The organism is Streptomyces sp. NPDC051207 (assembly GCF_040682395.1).
Taxonomy (GTDB): domain Bacteria; phylum Actinomycetota; class Actinomycetes; order Streptomycetales; family Streptomycetaceae; genus Streptomyces.
The window spans coordinates 26,312-42,459 of the sequence record NZ_JBFBAX010000007.1; the positions used below are offsets into that span (position 1 = coordinate 26,312).

The 16,148-nt window shown below is 73.4% G+C and carries 12 protein-coding genes; 6 read left to right on the forward strand and 6 right to left on the reverse strand.

Features of this window, described 5'->3' with window-relative positions:
• Positions 1-103: 103 nt before the first annotated feature.
• Positions 104-730 carry a class F sortase gene (locus AB0M97_RS09485; protein WP_365960175.1) on the reverse strand — a complete coding sequence of 209 codons (627 nt, stop codon included), beginning with the start codon at positions 728-730 and terminating at the stop codon, positions 104-106.
• 184 nt (positions 731-914) lie between these two features.
• Complete coding sequence (locus tag AB0M97_RS09490; protein WP_365960176.1) at positions 915-1,436, reverse strand: hypothetical protein; 522 nt, start codon at positions 1,434-1,436, stop codon at positions 915-917.
• 321 nt (positions 1,437-1,757) lie between these two features.
• Between AB0M97_RS09490 and AB0M97_RS09495 the strand changes: the two genes are divergently transcribed.
• On the forward strand, positions 1,758-2,339 hold the full coding sequence (locus AB0M97_RS09495; RefSeq protein ID WP_365960177.1) for an NAD(P)H-dependent oxidoreductase: 582 nt from the start codon (positions 1,758-1,760) through the stop codon (positions 2,337-2,339).
• Positions 2,340-2,542: 203 nt separating this feature from the next.
• On the opposite strand, the gene AB0M97_RS09500 is transcribed toward AB0M97_RS09495, so the two are convergent.
• Together AB0M97_RS09500 and AB0M97_RS09505 are read right to left on the reverse strand one after the other, a co-directional pair.
• A complete protein-coding gene (locus tag AB0M97_RS09500; protein WP_365960178.1) occupies positions 2,543-4,759 on the reverse strand; it encodes a molybdopterin oxidoreductase family protein in 2,217 nt (738 codons plus the stop codon).
• A 166-nt stretch (positions 4,760-4,925) separates the two neighbouring features.
• Positions 4,926-5,123, reverse strand: coding sequence for a hypothetical protein (locus tag AB0M97_RS09505; protein ID WP_365960179.1), 198 nt, complete (start codon positions 5,121-5,123; stop codon positions 4,926-4,928).
• Positions 5,124-5,318: 195 nt separating this feature from the next.
• On the opposite strand from AB0M97_RS09505, the gene AB0M97_RS09510 reads away from it, so the two are divergent.
• From AB0M97_RS09510 to AB0M97_RS09530, 5 genes are all read left to right on the forward strand, one after another.
• Positions 5,319-6,161, forward strand: a complete 843-nt coding sequence (locus AB0M97_RS09510) for a sirohydrochlorin chelatase (RefSeq protein WP_365960180.1) — start codon at positions 5,319-5,321, stop codon at positions 6,159-6,161.
• A gap of 151 nt (positions 6,162-6,312) precedes the next feature.
• On the forward strand, positions 6,313-7,635 hold the full coding sequence (locus AB0M97_RS09515; RefSeq protein ID WP_365960181.1) for a deoxyguanosinetriphosphate triphosphohydrolase: 1,323 nt from the start codon (positions 6,313-6,315) through the stop codon (positions 7,633-7,635).
• Positions 7,636-7,728: 93 nt separating this feature from the next.
• Positions 7,729-8,994 carry an FAD-dependent oxidoreductase gene (locus AB0M97_RS09520; RefSeq protein ID WP_365960182.1) on the forward strand — a complete coding sequence of 422 codons (1,266 nt, stop codon included), beginning with the start codon at positions 7,729-7,731 and terminating at the stop codon, positions 8,992-8,994.
• A gap of 56 nt (positions 8,995-9,050) precedes the next feature.
• Positions 9,051-10,967, forward strand: coding sequence for a DNA primase (gene dnaG / locus AB0M97_RS09525; RefSeq protein WP_365960183.1), 1,917 nt, complete (start codon positions 9,051-9,053; stop codon positions 10,965-10,967).
• Positions 10,968-11,232: 265 nt separating this feature from the next.
• Entirely contained in the window at positions 11,233-12,336 is a 1,104-nt protein-coding gene (locus tag AB0M97_RS09530) for an RNA polymerase sigma factor (protein ID WP_365960352.1), read from the forward strand.
• A gap of 57 nt (positions 12,337-12,393) precedes the next feature.
• Here AB0M97_RS09530 and AB0M97_RS09535 read toward each other — a convergent pair whose 3' ends face one another.
• Positions 12,394-14,322: an ABC transporter ATP-binding protein gene (locus AB0M97_RS09535; protein WP_365960184.1), complete on the reverse strand. Its 1,929-nt coding sequence runs from the start codon at positions 14,320-14,322 to the stop codon at positions 12,394-12,396.
• On the reverse strand, positions 14,322-16,055 hold the full coding sequence (locus tag AB0M97_RS09540) for an ABC transporter ATP-binding protein (protein ID WP_365960185.1): 1,734 nt from the start codon (positions 16,053-16,055) through the stop codon (positions 14,322-14,324). Before AB0M97_RS09540 ends, AB0M97_RS09535 begins: the two co-directional genes overlap by 1 nt.
• Between the last annotated feature and the right edge of the window lie 93 nt (positions 16,056-16,148).

Consider the following 16,148-nt stretch of genomic DNA (forward strand, 5'->3'; position numbering starts at 1 on the left):
GCAGGTGTCCGGTTTCCCCGCCCTCCGCGCGACCTCCCTCGGCGGCCCACCCGATTCCGTGCCGGAAGCGGCACATCGGCGGGTTCGCACCCCGGGGGCCCGCTCAGCCGCCGCGTGGCCCCGTCAGGTGGGCGAAGACGACCACGTTGCCCTGGTAGCCGGTGCGGCGCGAGTAGCCGCCGCCGCAGGTGATGACCCGCAGCTCGGGACGTTTCGCCGGGCCGTACACCCGCTCGTCCGGGAAGTCCCGCGCGGTGTACGCCTCGACCGCGTGCACGGTGAACACGGCGACGCCGCCGTCGCGCCGGTCGACCTCGATCCTGCTGCCCTTCTCCAGGGCGCCGAGCCGGTAGAACACGGCGGGCCCGTCGGCGTTGTCGACGTGCCCGGCGACGATCGCGGTGCCCGTCTCACCGGGCGTCGTGCCGGCCTCGTACCACCCGGCGAGGTTGCGGCGCCCGGCCGGCGGCACGTCGAGGCCGCCGGACCGGGTGAGACCGAGGCCGGTCAGCGGGGCGTCCACCCGGATCGCCGGGATGCGGATGCGGTCGGGCGGGGAGGGCGGCAGCGCGGGCGCCGCGGGCCGCTCGCCGTCCCGCCCGGAACGGGCCTGCGCGGGGGACGGCTGCGGTGGGGCGTGTGAGGCGATCCCGTTGCCCAGCAGCCACGTACCGGCACACAGGGCGACCGCGGTGACGGTCCCCACGACCGTGGTGCCGAGCCTGCGCATGACGAACCTCTCTGGTCCCGACCGGCCCGGGCGGGGCCGGCACACCTGAGCCCGGCCCCGCCCGCCCGGTCGGCAGAGGCCCCCCGTGACGACGGCCCCGTGCCCCCTCCGGGCCGCGAGGGGCGTCGGACCCGGAGGGGGAGGGGAGTCGCGGTACCGGCGGACGGGCAGCGGAGGGTGCCCGTCAGATCCCGTCGCCTCTCGCCCGGCGATGCAGGAGCCAGGTACCGCCCGCGGCGGCGACGGCGAGGACCGCCACGCCGGCCGCGGTCTGTACGGGGTCGGGGCCCAGAGCGCCACCGACCCCCGTCTTCACCGTTCCCCGGGGATACGCCTGCTGCCGGTGGGACGCCGGCGTGACCACGAGGTCCCCGGTCACCCGCCGCCCGCCCGCCGCGCACCTGACGACGATCTCGTACGTCCCCGGCTGCGCGCTCGGCGGCACCCGGAACCGCCCGGCCACGTCCCGCTCGCCGGTGCGCGGCGCCAGCGGGAAGGAACCGGCGCCCACCGCGGCCGCGTCGCCCTGCGCGGTGCCGCCGTCGCCGCACGCCCCGGTGCGCACGGCGACCCGGCTGTCGGGCACGGCCGACGACGGGTACACCTCCAGGCCGCTGCCACCGGCACCGTGCGCGGGCGCGGCGGCGAGTGCCGCGGCGGCGACGCCGAGCGCGCCCCCGGTCAGCAGACGGGCGGTACGTCGCATCCGTGCTCCTCCGAGCTGTTCGGCGGGTCACGGCCCGCGGCACCCCCATGTGCCGCTGCGTCGGCCGTGCCCTGCCCTACCGAGGTAAGTGGCAGCGGGCCCGGCGCGCTTGCTGAGGGGCCGTCAGAAAGCGGGTGAACGGCTGCCGCACCGCAGCCCGGTGGACCCCGAACCGTCCCCGTTTCAGCAGGTCACCGGCGCAGGGAGGACGGCGCGCGGAAAAGAACCGGAAGAGTCGCGCGGCGGGCGTGTGAACGGGTGACCGGCCCCCCGCACGGCGGGACTTGACCTCAAGTGAACTTGAGGTCGGAGGCTTCTCGCATGAACCCAGCGGAACCTCTCAAGGTCACTCTTGTCATCGGCAGCAACCGTCACGGCCGCTTCGGCCCCGTCGTCGCCGACTGGCTCCTCGGCCATCTGGACGACCACCCGGACCTGGTCCCGCGGGTCGTGGACGTCGCCGCGACCGATCTGCCCACCACCCTGGCCCGCGGCCCCAGAGCGGCGGCAGCGCTGGCGGACGTGACGCCGAAGCTGGCGGAGGCGGACGCGTTCGTCGTGCTCACGCCCGAGTACAACCACTCCTTCCCGGCCGGCCTGAAGAACCTCATCGACTGGCACTACGCGGAGTGGCGCGCCAAGCCCGTCGCGCTGGCCTCCTACGGCGGGCTGTCCGGCGGCCTGCGCGCCGTCGAGCACCTCCGGCAGGTCTTCGCCGAACTCCACGCCGTCACGGTCCGTGACACCGTCTCCTTCCACAACGCGGGCGCGGCCTTCGACGACGCGGGCACCCTGAAGGACCCGTCGGGCCCGGACGCGGCGGCCAAGGTGATGCTCGACCAGCTCGCCTGGTGGGCACGGGCCCTGAGGGAGGCGAGGCACACGACCCCGTACGCCGCCTGACACCACCGCCGACGGAGCAACGACACGACCGCGGGCCCGCACGAGACGCCGACGGCCGCCCCCGGGGGTGTTCTCCCGGGGCGGCCGTCACGCCAACGCGGCCCGGTGACCCTCAGCCCTGTGTGGGGTGCGAATCGTTCCTGCGGGGTTGCGGAGAGGCCCTGGAAGGCGCGTCCCCCCCACGACCACCACCACGCCTGCGCCTACGGCTCCACCGGCTCCAGCCGCACCGCGCACGCCTTGAACTCCGGCATGCGGGACGTCGGGTCGAGCGCCGGGTTGGTGAGGGTGTTGGCGCGGCCCTCGCCCGGCCAGTGGAACGGCATGAAGACGGTGTCGGGGCGGATGTTCGCCGTGATGCGGGCCGGGGCGACCGCGCGCCCGCGCCGGGACACCACGGCCACCGGGTCGCCCTCCGCCGCCCCGAGCCGCGCCGCGAGCCGCGGGTGCAGTTCCACGAACGGGCCCGGCGCCGCGGCGTTCAGCTCGTCGACGCGGCGGGTCTGCGCGCCGGACTGGTACTGGGCGACGACCCGGCCGGTGGTCAGCAGCACCGGGTACTCGTCGTCGGGCTCCTCGGCGATGGCCCGGTGCGACACGGGCACGAACCGGGCCCGCCCGTCCTCGGTGGCGAACCGGTCGAGGAACAGCCGGGGCGTGCCGGGATGCCCGTCCGGCGTGCCCCTGTGCCCCGGCACCTCGCCGTCCCCCGCCGGATCGTCCGGCAGCACGTCGAGCGCGGCGTCCTCGGCGTCGGTGTCAGGGGCGGCGGCGCCCGTGCCGCGGGCGCCGGCATCCGGCTCGTCGTCCCCCGCCGCCGGACACGGCCAGAACACCCCGTTCTCCTCCACCAGCCTGCGGTACGTGATCCCGGAGTAGTCCGCGGGCCCGCCCGCGCTCGCCCGGCGCAGTTCCTCGAAGACCTCCTCGGGGTCGGTCGGGAAGCCCTTCTCCACGCCCAGCCGGGCGGCGAGTTCGTGCATCACCTCCAGGTCGCTGCGCACGCCCTCGGGCGGTGTGATCGCCTGGCGGCGCAGCAGCACCCTGCCCTCCAGGTTGGTCGTGGTGCCGGTCTCCTCGGCCCACTGCGTCACCGGCAGCACGACGTCCGCGAGCGCCGCCGTCTCCGACAGCACCACGTCGCACACGGCGAGGAAGTCCAGCGAGCGGATACGTTCCTCGACGTGGGCCGCGCGCGGCGCCGACACCACCGGGTTGGACCCCATCAGCAGCAGCGAGCGGATGTCGGTGCCCAGCGCGTCGAGCAGCTCGTACGCGCTGCGGCCGGGGCCCGGCAGCGAGCCGGGGTCGACGCCCCACACCTCGGCGACGTGCCGCCGTGCCGCCGGGTCGGTCAGCTTGCGGTAGCCGGGCAGCTGGTCGGCCTTCTGGCCGTGCTCGCGCCCGCCCTGCCCGTTGCCCTGGCCGGTCAGGCAGCCGTACCCGGAGTACGGGCGTCCGGCGCGTCCGGTGGCCAGGCACAGGTTGATCCACGCGCCGACCGTGTCGGTGCCCTTGGACTGCTGCTCGGGCCCGCGCGCGGTGAGCACCATGGCGGTCTCCGGTTCGCAGAAGAGCCGTACCGCTTCCCGGAGGTCGGGCACGGACACCCCGGTGATCCGCTCGACGTACTCCGGCCAGTGCGCCATCGCCGCGGCCCGGGCGTCCTCCCAGCCGCTCGTGCGCTCCTGGACGTACGCCTCGTCGGTGCGGCCCTCGGCGACCACCAGGTGCAGCAGTCCGAGCGCGAGCGCCAGGTCGGTGCCGGGCCGGGGCGCCAGGTGCAGGTCGGCCTGCTCGGCGGTCTTCGTGCGGCGCGGGTCGACGACGATCAGCGTGCCGCCGTTCGCCTTCAGCTCGGTCAGATAGCGCAGCGCGGGCGGCATCGTCTCGGCGAGGTTGGACCCGACGAGGATCACGCAGCCCGTCCGCGGGATGTCCTCCAGCGGGAACGGCAGCCCCCGGTCCAGCCCGAACGCCTTCATTCCGGCCGCGGCGGCCGACGACATGCAGAAGCGGCCGTTGTAGTCGATCTGGGAGGTGCCCAGCACCACCCGCGCGAACTTGCCGAGCGTGTACGCCTTCTCGTTGGTCAGCCCACCGCCGCCGAACACGCCGAGCGCGTCCGCGCCGTACGCCGCACGCACCGAGGTCAGCCCCTCGGCGATCCGGTCCAGTGCCTCCTCCCAGGAGGCCGGCTCCAGCTCGCCCGCGGCCGACCGCACCAGCGGGGACGTCAGCCGCACCCGGGACGACAGCACCTCGGGCGCCGTCCGCCCCTTGCCGCACAGCGCTCCCCGGTTGACCGGGAAGTCCGCGCGCTCGCTCACCTCGACGGTCCCGCCGGGCACGGGCGTCAGATTCATCCCGCACTGCAGGGCGCAGTACGGGCAGTGCGTGGGAGTGGCGGTGTTCTGCATGCCGTTCAGCGTGCTTCGCCCGTGTTACGTGCCGTGTCGGCCCTTTGTTACGCGGGCGGGACGGCGGCCTCCCCGCCCCCGGCCGGGCGGCGTGAGGCACACGCCGTGCGGCCCCTCCCGAGGGGAGGGGCCGCACGGACAGAGGTGTCGGGATGGCGTGGCGGACTCAGGGGGCGAGGCAGCCGGTCACGGGGACCTCCGCGGGCACTCCGGGGCCGGCGGGGTCGACGAGCCCGGTGACTTCCGCGACGGCACAGTCCACGGTGGCCACGGGGTCCGGAACAGCGCCGGCGGGGGAGGCGAGGACCGCGAAGAGGGCGGTTCCGAGAGCGACGGCGGCAAGTACGCGCTTGGGGTTGGTCATGCCTCGTGAACGACTGCTTTCCGGCCGGGGTTACGTGGGCCGGTCCGTCCCACCGCACGTGACGGGCCTCACCCCGGCCGGAGAAACCGCAGCTCACGACGGCTCACACGCCCCTGGCACCCCGCGTGAACCGCCGGAAAACCCCCGTCATTCCCGCGCAACGGGGCGGCAACGTCCCGCGTTCACCATCGGTTCATGACGGCGACGCACAAAACGAGCAGCACCGGCCGGGCGGCGAGCGGAACCAGCGGCCGCCTCACCCTCGTCCGGCCCGACGACCGCCCCCGCGCGCAGCGGCCCGCCCTGGTGGCCGTGGCCCACGGCAGCCGCGACCCGCGCGCCCTGGAGACGGTCCGCGCCCTCCTGGACCGGGTCCGCGCACTGCGCCCCGGCCTGCCCGTGCACCTCGGCCACATCGAGCTGAACGCGCCCCTGCTGCCCGGCACGCTCGCCGGACTCGACGCCCGCGGCACCGGCTCCGCCGTCCTGGTACCGCTGCTCCTGGGCCGCGGCTACCACGTCAAGCGGGACATCCCCGAGCTGGCGGCGACCGCCCGGCTCCGCACCCGCGTGGCCGCCCCGCTCGGCCCGCACCCGCTGCTGGTGGACACCCTGTACGAGCGCCTGGTCGAGGCGGGCTGGAACCCGCACGCCACCGCCGCCGAGCGCCGCACCTCGGCCGTCGTCCTGGCCGCGGCGGGCTCCCGCGACCCCGAGTCCCGCCGCGACACGGGCCGCACGGCCGCCCTCCTCGCCGCCCGCCTGGACGTCCCGGTCCTCCCGGCCTACGCCTCGGCGGCGACCCCGACGGTCGCGGAGGCCGTCGCCACCCTCACGTCCCAGGGCCGTACGAAGATCGCCCTGGCCTCCTGCTTCACGGCCCCGGGCCGCTTCGCCAGGGAGTGCGCGACAGCGGCCCCGTGGCTGGCGGCGGTCCCGCTCGGAGCCCACGAGAAGATGGCCCACCTGGTCCTCCACCGCTACGACGAGGCGCTGACCACGGCGGCGAGGACCGAACGGGAACGGGCATCGGCTTGACCACGCGGCCGAGGAGGCCGACCCAGGGGCGCGGTGCCGTGTGCGACATGCGGCTGGGCCGCGTGGGCGCGCCGAGCCACGCAGCACCCGCACCCACCGGCGAACCGGGCCACCCCCACCCCTCGGGCCCCGGGCCCCGTAGGGTCACCTCATGGCACCACCCGCTTACGACCCGGCGTCAGCCGCCCGCTGGGCCCCGGAGCCCGACAAACGCCCCGGCCGCACCGCCTTCCAACGCGACCGCGCCCGCATCCTGCACTCCGCCGCCCTGCGCCGCCTCGCCGGCAAGACCCAGGTGGTCACCCCCGGCACCATGGGCCCGGCGTGGGACGCGAGCCCCCGCACCAGGCTCACCCACTCGCTGGAGTGCGCCCAGGTCGGCCGCGAGCTCGGCGCCGCCCTCGGCTGCGACCCCGACCTGGTGGAGGCCGCCTGCCTCTCCCACGACCTCGGCCACCCGCCCTTCGGCCACAACGGCGAACAGGCCCTGAACGAGTTCGCGGCGGACTGCGGCGGCTTCGAGGGCAACGCCCAGTCGCTGCGCCTGCTCACCCGCCTGGAGCCCAAACGGTTCGTCACCGACCCCGCGACCGGCGACAGCGTCAGCGTCGGCCTGAACCTCACCCGCGCCGCCCTGGACGCCGCCACCAAGTACCCGTGGCCGCGCGGCGCCCACCCCACCGACCCGGCCTCCCCGAAATTCGGCGTCTACGAGGACGACCGGCCCGTCTTCGACTGGGTCCGCGAGAACGCCCCCGGCACCCGCGTCTGCTTCGAGGCCCAGGTCATGGACTGGTCGGACGACGTGGCGTACTCGGTGCACGACGTGGAGGACGGCCTGCACGCCGGGCACATCGACCCGAACTGCCTGCACGCCGAGCCCGAGCGGCAGGAGGTCTTCGCGGTCGCCGTCGGCCGCTACGTCCCCGCGGGCACCGACCCCGCCGAACTCGCCGAGGCCCTCGACCGGCTCCAGGACCAGCCCTGGTGGCCGCACGGCTACGACGGCACGGCCGTCGCCCAGGCCCGCCTGAAGGACGCCACCAGCCAGCTCATCGGCCGCTTCTGCCTCGCCGCGGAGAGCGCGACCCGCGCGGCGTACGGCGGCGGGCGGCTCACCCGGTACACGGCGGAACTGGTCGTGCCGCGCGAGACCCGCATGGAGTGCGCCGTGCTGAAGGCGGTCGCCGACCGGTACGTCATGCAGCGCGCCGAGCAGGAACGGCTCCGCGCCGACCAGCGCGTCGTCGTCGCCGAGGTGGCCGAGGCCCTCACGGCGCGCGCCCCGGACGTCCTGGACCCGCAGTTCCGCGCGCTGTTCGACCGGGCGCCCGACGACCGCGCACGCAAGCGCGTGATCGTCGACCACATCGCCTCCCTCACCGACGCCTCGGCCCGCTCGCTGCACGCCCGGCTGACGGGCCCGTCCGGGCACCGGTGGGGGACGGGTGACCCCGACCGGGTCGGAAGATGACCCCGCGTGGCCTGATCGGGCCACTCCCTCTTCCCGCACCACGCCGCGTGCGGGACGCTCGCATGTGGCGACACCGTTACGAGGAGGCATCAAGTGGTCGACGCGGATCAGACGTTCGTCATCGTCGGCGGAGGACTCGCCGGCGCGAAGGCGGCCGAGACGCTCCGGGCGGAAGGCTTCACCGGGCGGGTCATACTGATCTGCGACGAGCGGGACCACCCGTACGAACGGCCCTCGCTGTCGAAGGGTTTCCTGCTCGGCAGGGAGGAACGCGACAGCGTCTTCGTGCACGAGCCCGCCTGGTACGCGCGCCACGACATCGAGCTGCACCTCGGCCAGACCGTCGACGCCGTCGACCGCGCCGCGAAGACGGTCCGCTTCGGTGAGGACGGCACGGTCGTCCAGTACGACAAGCTGTTGCTGGCGACCGGCGCCGAACCCCGCCGCCTGGACATCCCCGGCACCGGCCTGGCCGGCGTCCACCACCTGCGCCGTCTCGCGCACGCCGAGCGCCTCAAGCGTGTCCTGGCCACCCTCGGCCGGGACAACGGGCACCTGGTGATCGCGGGCGGCGGCTGGATCGGCCTGGAGGTCGCCGCGGCGGCCCGCGAGTACGGCGCCGAGGTGACGGTCGTGGAGCCGTCCCCGACACCGCTGCACGACGTGCTCGGGCCGGAACTCGGCGAGGTCTTCACCGAGCTGCACCGCGAGCACGGCGTCCGCTTCCACTTCGGGGCGCGGCTCACGGAGATCGTCGGCCAGGACGGCATGGTCCTCGCGGCCCGCACCGACGACGGCGAGGAACACCCGGCGCACGACGTGCTGGCCGCGATCGGCGCGGCCCCGCGGACCGCGCTCGCGGAGGCCGCGGGCCTGGAGGTCGCCGACCGGGCGCACGGCGGCGGTGTCGTCGTCGACGAGCGGCTGCGCACCTCCGACCCCGACATCCACGCCGCGGGCGACGTGGCGTCCTTCCCGCACGGCCTGTTCGGCACCCGGCTGCGCGTGGAGCACTGGGCGAACGCCCTCAACGGCGGCCCGGCCGCGGCCCGCGCCATGCTCGGCCAGGACGTCGCGTACGACCGGGTGCCCTACTTCTTCTCCGACCAGTACGACCTGGGCATGGAGTACTCGGGCTGGGCGCCGCCGGGCTCCTACGACGAGGTGGTGATCCGCGGGGACGCCGGGAAGCGGGAGTTCATCGCGTTCTGGGTGAAGGAGGGCCGTGTCCTGGCCGGGATGAACGTGAACGTGTGGGACGTCACAGACCCCATCCAGCGGCTGATCCGCGGCGGCGCCCCGGTGGACACCGAGGCGCTGTCCGCCCCGCACGTGCCGCTGGAGAGCCTCGCCGGATAGCCGGGCGCCGCTGCGCGCGTCCGGGGAGTGTCGGTGCCGCCCCGTAGAATTCACGCGTGGCCGGACGGATCAACGACGAGGACGTGAAGGCGGTACGGGACGCGGTCCCGATCGACGCCGTGGTGTCCGAGTACCTCCAGCTGCGCAACGCGGGCGGCGGCAACCTCAAGGGGCTGTGCCCGTTCCACGACGAGAAGTCGCCGTCCTTCCAGGTCAGCCCGAGCAAGGGGCTCTTCCACTGCTTCGGCTGCCAGGAGGGCGGCGACACCATCACGTTCGTGATGAAGGTCGACCACCTCACCTTCTCGGAGGCGGTCGAGCGCCTGGCCGGCCAGGCCGGCATCACCCTGCGCTACGAGGAGGGCGGGTACAACCCCTCCCACCAGCGCGGCGAACGCATCCGCCTGGTCGAGGCCCACAAGACCGCCGCCGAGTGGTACGCGGAGCAGCTCGCGGTCAGCCCGGAGGCCGAGGCCGGCCGGGTCTTCCTCGCCGAGCGCGGCTTCGACCAGGCAGCCGCCGTCCACTTCGGCGTCGGCTACAGCCCCCAGGGCTGGGACCACCTCACCCGCTACCTGCGCGGCAAGGGCTTCAGCGACAAGGAGCTGATCCTCTCCGGGCTCGCCCAGGAAGGCCGCCGCGGCCCCATCGACCGGTTCCGCGGCCGGCTGATGTGGCCCATCCGCGACATCGGCGGCGACGTCGTCGGCTTCGGCGCCCGCAAGCTGTACGACGCGGACAACGGCCCCAAGTACCTCAACACGCCCGACACGGCGATCTACCGCAAGTCCCAGGTGCTCTACGGCATCGACCTCGCCAAGAAGGACATCGCCAAGGCGTCCCGCGCGGTCGTCGTCGAGGGCTACACCGACGTCATGGCCTGCCACCTCGCCGGCGTCACCACCGCCATCGCCACCTGCGGCACGGCCTTCGGCAGCGACCACATCAAGATCCTCCGCCGGCTGCTGATGGACAACGGCTCGGCGCGCGTCATCTTCACCTTCGACGGCGACGCGGCGGGCCAGAAGGCCGCGCTGCGCGCCTTCGAGGACGACCAGAAGTTCGCCGCCGAGACGTACATCGCCATCGCCCCGGACGGCATGGACCCCTGCGACCTGCGCCTGGCCAAGGGCGACGACGCGGTCGCCGACCTGGTCGAACCCCGCACGCCCCTCTTCGAGTTCGCACTCCGCCAGATCGTGAGCCGCTACGACCTGGACACCCCGGCCGGCCGGGCGGCGGCGCTGGACGAGGCAGCCCCGGTCGTCGCCCGCATCAAGAACAGCGGCGCCCAGCACGAGGTCGCCGTGCAGCTCGCCGGCATGCTCGGCATCCTCGACACGCAGTTCGTCGTCAAGCGGGTGGCACAGCTGGCCCGCTGGGCCCGCGACCGCGGCGGCAAGGGCCCGGCCCCGGACCGCCGGAACCCGTCCCGGACGTACGAGGCGGCCCCCCGCGCGACCGCCCCCGGCCCGGCCCTCAACCTCCGCAACCCGGTCTACGCCACCGAGCGCGAACTGCTCAAACTCGCCCTCCAGCGCCCGGAGTTGGTGTCCCCGGCATTCGACGCGTACGGCGTCGACGAGTTCACCGCCGCACCGTACGCGGCCGTCCGCCAGGCCATCATGGACGCGGGCGGCGCCGAGTCCGGCACCCAGGACCCGCAGGACTATCTGGTCCGGGTCCGCGAGGCCGCTCCCGACGACACCGTGCGTGCCATGGTCACCGAACTCGCCGTCGAGGCGATCATGCTGCACCGCGGCATGAAGGAGGTCGACGAGACCTACGCGGGCGCCCAGTTGGTCACCGTGCGCCGCCGGGCGGTCGAGCGCCGCATCCGCGACATCACGGGCCGGCTGACCCGCCTCGGCAGCAGCGGCGACGCGGCCCAGCTCGCCGCCGTGCAGAACGAGCTGTGGGTCCTGCAGAAGTACGACCAGGCCCTGCGGGAACAGGGCGCCGCCGCGCTGTGAACCGCGCGCGGCACTGACGCCCGCGGCTCAAGCCCGTACCGAGCCCTGAATTTCCCGCCTGGGTAACCGGTCGGTCACGCACCGGACTCAAAAAGTGCTCGCAAGCCCCTCGTGGCAGCTGTGTGTCGTACTCCACACTGGGTCCGGTGCCTGAGTCCTCGGAGCGCGGCCGGTCCGTCCCCCACGGTCCCGACGATCCCGCTGTTCCGCTCATCGCGTACGGGACGGACAGCGGCGAGGCCGCCGACTCCGCCCCGAAGTACCGCTGCCGCCCCCCTTGGCAGCGATCATCCTGGAGGTCGCCCCCGTGCAGACCCGGACCCTGACCGCCGACACCAGCAGCGCCCTCGGCGCGGAAGAACCCGACGCGGAGCCCGACGTCCTCGTGCCCGCGCAGACCCGTGCCGCGCTCCACCCCGAGACCGCCGAACCACCGCCCGCCCGCCCCGAGACCGGCGGCCCCTCGTCGGACCTGTTCCGCCAGTACCTGCGCGAGATCGGCCGCATCCCCCTGCTCACCGCGGCCGAGGAAGTCGAACTCGCCCGCCGGGTGGAGGCCGGACTCTTCGCCGAGGAGCGGCTGCGGCTCGCCCCCGACCTCGACAGTCGGCTCGCGGACGACCTCGACAGGCTCGTCGTCATGGGCCGCATGGCCAAGCGCCGCCTCATCGAGGCCAACCTGCGCCTCGTGGTCTCCGTCGCCAAGCGCTACGTCGGCCGCGGCCTGACCATGCTCGACCTGGTGCAGGAGGGCAACCTCGGCCTGATCAGGGCCGTCGAGAAGTTCGACTACGCGCGCGGCTACAAGTTCTCCACGTACGCCACCTGGTGGATCCGGCAGGCCATGTCCCGCGCCCTCGCCGACCAGGCCCGCACCATCCGCGTCCCGGTCCACGTCGTCGAACTGATCAACCGTGTCGTCCGCGTCCAGCGCCGCATGCTCCAGGAACGCGGCCGCGAACCCACCCCGGAGGAGGTCGCCGCGCACCTCGACCTGCCGCCCGAGCGGGTCGGCGAGGTCCTGCGCCTCGCCCAGGAACCGGTCTCGCTGCACGCCCCGGTCGGCGAGGAGGACGACGTGGCGCTCGGCGACCTCATCGAGGACGGCGACGCCGCGAGCCCCGTCGAGTCGGCCGCGTTCCTGCTGCTGCGCGAACACCTGGAGGCGGTGCTGTCCACGCTCGGCGAACGCGAACGCAAGGTGGTCCAGCTCCGCTACGGCCTCGCCGACGGCCGCCCCCGCACCCTGGAGGAGATAGGGCGCCTGTTCGGGGTGACCAGGGAACGCATCCGCCAGATCGAGTCCAAGACCCTGAACAAACTCCGCGACCACGCCTACGCGGACCAGCTCAGGGGCTACCTGGACTGAGCCCCGGGGTGCCGCCGCACCCGCCGCCGCGGCGGCACCCCGGCGCCGGGCCGCGCCTCAGTCCACCTCGGCCACGGCCTGCGCGAACTGCGCCCGGTACAGCCGCGCGTAGGCCCCGCCCGCGTCCAGCAGCTCGGCATGCGCGCCCTGCTCCACGATCGCCCCGTCCTCCATCACGAGGATCGTGTCCGCGTCCCGGATCGTCGACAGCCGGTGCGCGATCACGAACGACGTCCGCCCGTGCGCCAGCTTCGCCATCGCCTTCTGGATGAGCACCTCGGTCCGGGTGTCCACGGAACTCGTCGCCTCGTCCAGCACCAGGATCACCGGGTCGGACAGGAACGCCCGCGCGATGGTGATGAGCTGCTTCTCGCCCGCGCTGACCCCGCTGCCCTCGTCGTCTATCACGGTGTCGTACCCGTCGGGCAGCGTCCGCACGAACCGGTCGGCGTGCGCGGCCCGCGCCGCCTCCTCGATCTCCCCGCGCGTGACCTCGCGGGAGGCGCCGTACGCGATGTTCTCCGCGATGGTGCCGCCGAACAGCCAGGTGTCCTGGAGCACCATGCCGATCCCGGCCCGCAGGTCGTCCCGGGACATCCGCGCGATGTCGACGCCGTCGAGGGTGATGCGCCCGCCGGACACCTCGTAGAACCGCATGAGCAGATTGACGAGCGTGGTCTTGCCCGCGCCGGTCGGCCCGACGACGGCGACGGTCTGCCCCGGCTCGACGGTCAGCGTCACATCCTCGATGAGCGGCCTGTCGGGGTCGTACCGGAACGACACGTGCTCCAGCGCCACCCGCCCGCGCGGCTCGGCCGGCTTCTCGGCCGGCACCGGGTCGGCCGACTGCTCCTCGGCGTCCAGCAGCTCGAAGACCCGCTCGGCCGACGCGACGCCCGACTGCACGAGGTTCGCCATCGACGCGACCTGCGTCAGCGGCATCGAGAACTGCCGCGAGTACTGGATGAACGCCTGCACGTCACCGATGGACAGCGCGCCCGAGGCGACCCGCAGCCCGCCGACGACCGCGACGAGCACGTAGTTGATGTTCGACACGAACATCATCAGCGGCTGCATGATGCCGCTGTTGAACTGCGCACGGAACCCGGCCTCGTACAGCGCCTCGTTCTGCTCGGCGAACTGCCGCGCCGACTCCTCCTGCCGGCCGAACACCTTCACCAGGGCGTGCCCGGTGTACATCTCCTCGATGTGCGCGTTCAGCGTGCCCGTGGAGCGCCACTGCTGCACGAAGTGCGGCTGCGACCGCTTGCCGACGCGCGTGGCGACGACGAACGACAGCGGTACCGTCACCAGCGCGACCAGCGCCAGGATCCAGGAGACGTAGAACATCATGGCGAGCACGCCGACGATGGTCAGCACCGAGTTGATGAGCTGGCCCATCGACTGCTGGAGGGTCTGCCCGATGTTGTCGATGTCGTTGGTGGCCCGGCTGAGCACCTCGCCGCGCTGCCGCTTGTCGAAGTACGACAGCGGCAGCCGCGACAGCTTCGTCTGCACGTCCTCGCGCAGCCGGAACATCGTGCGGTTCACGGCCCGGTTCACCAGCCGCGTCGCCACCGCCATCAACAGACCGGCGCCGAGGAACACGCCCAGCGCGGTCAGCAGGACGTTCCCCACGGCCGTGAAGTCGATGCCCTCGCCCGGCGTGAAGTCCGTGCTGCGGAGCATGTCCGCGACGTCGCCGTCGCCGCGCTCCCGCATGGCGTCGAGGACCTGCTCCTTGCTCGCCCCGGCCGGCATGTCCCGGCCGACGATCCCCGCGAACACCAGGTCGGTGGCCCGGCCGAGGATCTTCGGCCCGACCACGTTGAGGGCGACGCTGATCACCACGCACGCCAGCAGCAGCCAGATCGTGGCCCGCTCCGGCCGGAAGTGCCCCACGAGCCGCCTGCCGGACTCCTTGAAGTTCATCGAGCGCTGATCGGGGCCGCCCCCGGCCATCATCCGCGCCATCGGCCCGGCCATCAGGCAGCCTCCGCTTCCGTCAGCTGGGAGAGCACGATCTCCCGGTAGGTCTCGTTGCCCGCCATCAGCTCGTGGTGCCGGCCCGTGCCGACGACCCGGCCCTCGTCCAGGACGACGATCCGGTCGGCGTCCCGGATGGTCGCCACCCGCTGGGCCACGATCACCACCGTCGCCTCCGCGGTCTCCCGGGCCAGCGCCGCGCGCAGGGCCGCGTCGGTGGCGTAGTCGAGGGCGGAGAAGGAGTCGTCGAAGAGGTAGATCTCCGGGCGCTGCACCAGGGTGCGGGCGATGGCCAGACGCTGGCGCTGGCCGCCGGAGACGTTGGTGCCGCCCTGCGCGACCGGCGCGTCCAGACCGCCCTCGAGGCGCTCCACGAACTCCCTGGCCTGCGCCACCTCCAGCGCGTGCCACAGCTCCTCGTCGGTGGCGTCCGGATTGCCGTACCGCAGGTTGGTCGCCACGGTGCCCGCGAACAGGTACGGCTTCTGCGGCACCAGGCCCACGGTCCTCGCCAGCAGCTTCGGCTCGACGGCCGACACGTCCACCCCGTCGACCAGTACCTCGCCCTCGGTCGCGTCGAACAGCCGGGGCACCAGCCCCAGCAGCGTCGACTTGCCGCTGCCGGTCGAGCCGATGACGGCGGTCGTCTCACCGGGCCGCGCCACCAGGTCGACGTTCCTGAGGACCGGCTCCTCGGCACCCGGATAGCGGAAACCGGCCCCGCGGATCTCCAGATGGCCGTGCCGGCGCAGCTCGGTGACGGGCGCCGCCGGGGGCACCACGCTGGAGGAGGTGTCCAGCACCTCCTGCACGCGCTCGGCGCACACCTCCGCGCGCGGCACCATCATGAACATGAAGGTGGCCATCATCACGGACATCACGATCTGCATCAGATAGGCGAGGAACGCGGTCAGATCACCGATCTGCATCCCGCCGCTGTCGATGCGGTGGGCCCCGAACCACACCACCGCGATCGACGACAGGTTCACCACCGTCATCACGATCGGGAACATCAGCGCGAGCAGGTTCCCGGTGCCCAGCGACATCTCGGTCAGCTCGCTGTTGGCCCGCCGGAAGCGCTGCTCCTCGTAGGTGTCCCGGACGAAGGCGCGGATCACGCGGTTGCCGGTGATCTGCTCGCGCAGCACCCGGTTCACCGTGTCCAGCCGCTCCTGCATGGCCCGGAACAGCGGGCGCAGCCGCCGCACGATCAGCGTCACGCAGATGCCCAGCACCGGCACCACCGCCACCAGCACCCCGGACAGCGGCACGTCCAGGCCCAGCGCCAGCACGATGCCGCCGACGCACATGATCGGCGCCGACACCATCAGCGTGAACGTCATCAGCGCCAGCATCTGGATCTGCTGCACGTCGTTCGTCGTACGGGTGATCAGCGAGGGCGCCCCGAAGTGGCCGACCTCACGGGCGGAGAACGACTGCACCCGGTCGAAGACGGCCGCCCGCAGGTCCCGGCCGACCGCGGCGGCGGTGCGGGCGCCGTAGTACACGGCACCGATGTTGCACACCACCTGCGCCAGCGAGATGGCGATCATCAGGGCGCCGTGGCCGATGATGTAGCCGGTGTCGCCCTTCACGACACCGTTGTCGATGATGTCCGCGTTGAGCGTGGGCAGGTAGAGGGTGGCGCAGGTCTGCAGCAACTGCAGCAGCACTACGGCAGCCATGTGTGGTCGGTACGGCCTGAGGCAGGCCCGCAGGAGTCGTATGAGCACGCGTGCGTCTCTCGGAGTCGGCGAAAAGGGGCCGGATGGTTGCCCCTGGCCCCTATCGTCGGGCACTCCCCCTGCGTTACCTCAACCGATTAA

What these genes read in the sequence shown, in the direction of transcription:
- AB0M97_RS09485 (WP_365960175.1), bottom strand. Translation starts at nt 730, where the DNA reads ATGCGCAGGCTCGGCACCACGGTCGTGGGGACCGTCACCGCGGTCGCC.
- AB0M97_RS09515 (WP_365960181.1), top strand. Translation starts at nt 6,313, where the DNA reads ATGGCACCACCCGCTTACGACCCGGCGTCAGCCGCCCGCTGGGCCCCG.
- AB0M97_RS09535 (WP_365960184.1), bottom strand. Translation starts at nt 14,322, where the DNA reads ATGGCCGGGCCGATGGCGCGGATGATGGCCGGGGGCGGCCCCGATCAG.
- AB0M97_RS09510 (WP_365960180.1), top strand. Translation starts at nt 5,319, where the DNA reads ATGACGGCGACGCACAAAACGAGCAGCACCGGCCGGGCGGCGAGCGGA.
- AB0M97_RS09505 (WP_365960179.1), bottom strand. Translation starts at nt 5,123, where the DNA reads ATGACCAACCCCAAGCGCGTACTTGCCGCCGTCGCTCTCGGAACCGCC.
- AB0M97_RS09500 (WP_365960178.1), bottom strand. Translation starts at nt 4,759, where the DNA reads ATGCAGAACACCGCCACTCCCACGCACTGCCCGTACTGCGCCCTGCAG.
- AB0M97_RS09490 (WP_365960176.1), bottom strand. Translation starts at nt 1,436, where the DNA reads ATGCGACGTACCGCCCGTCTGCTGACCGGGGGCGCGCTCGGCGTCGCC.
- AB0M97_RS09495 (WP_365960177.1), top strand. Translation starts at nt 1,758, where the DNA reads ATGAACCCAGCGGAACCTCTCAAGGTCACTCTTGTCATCGGCAGCAAC.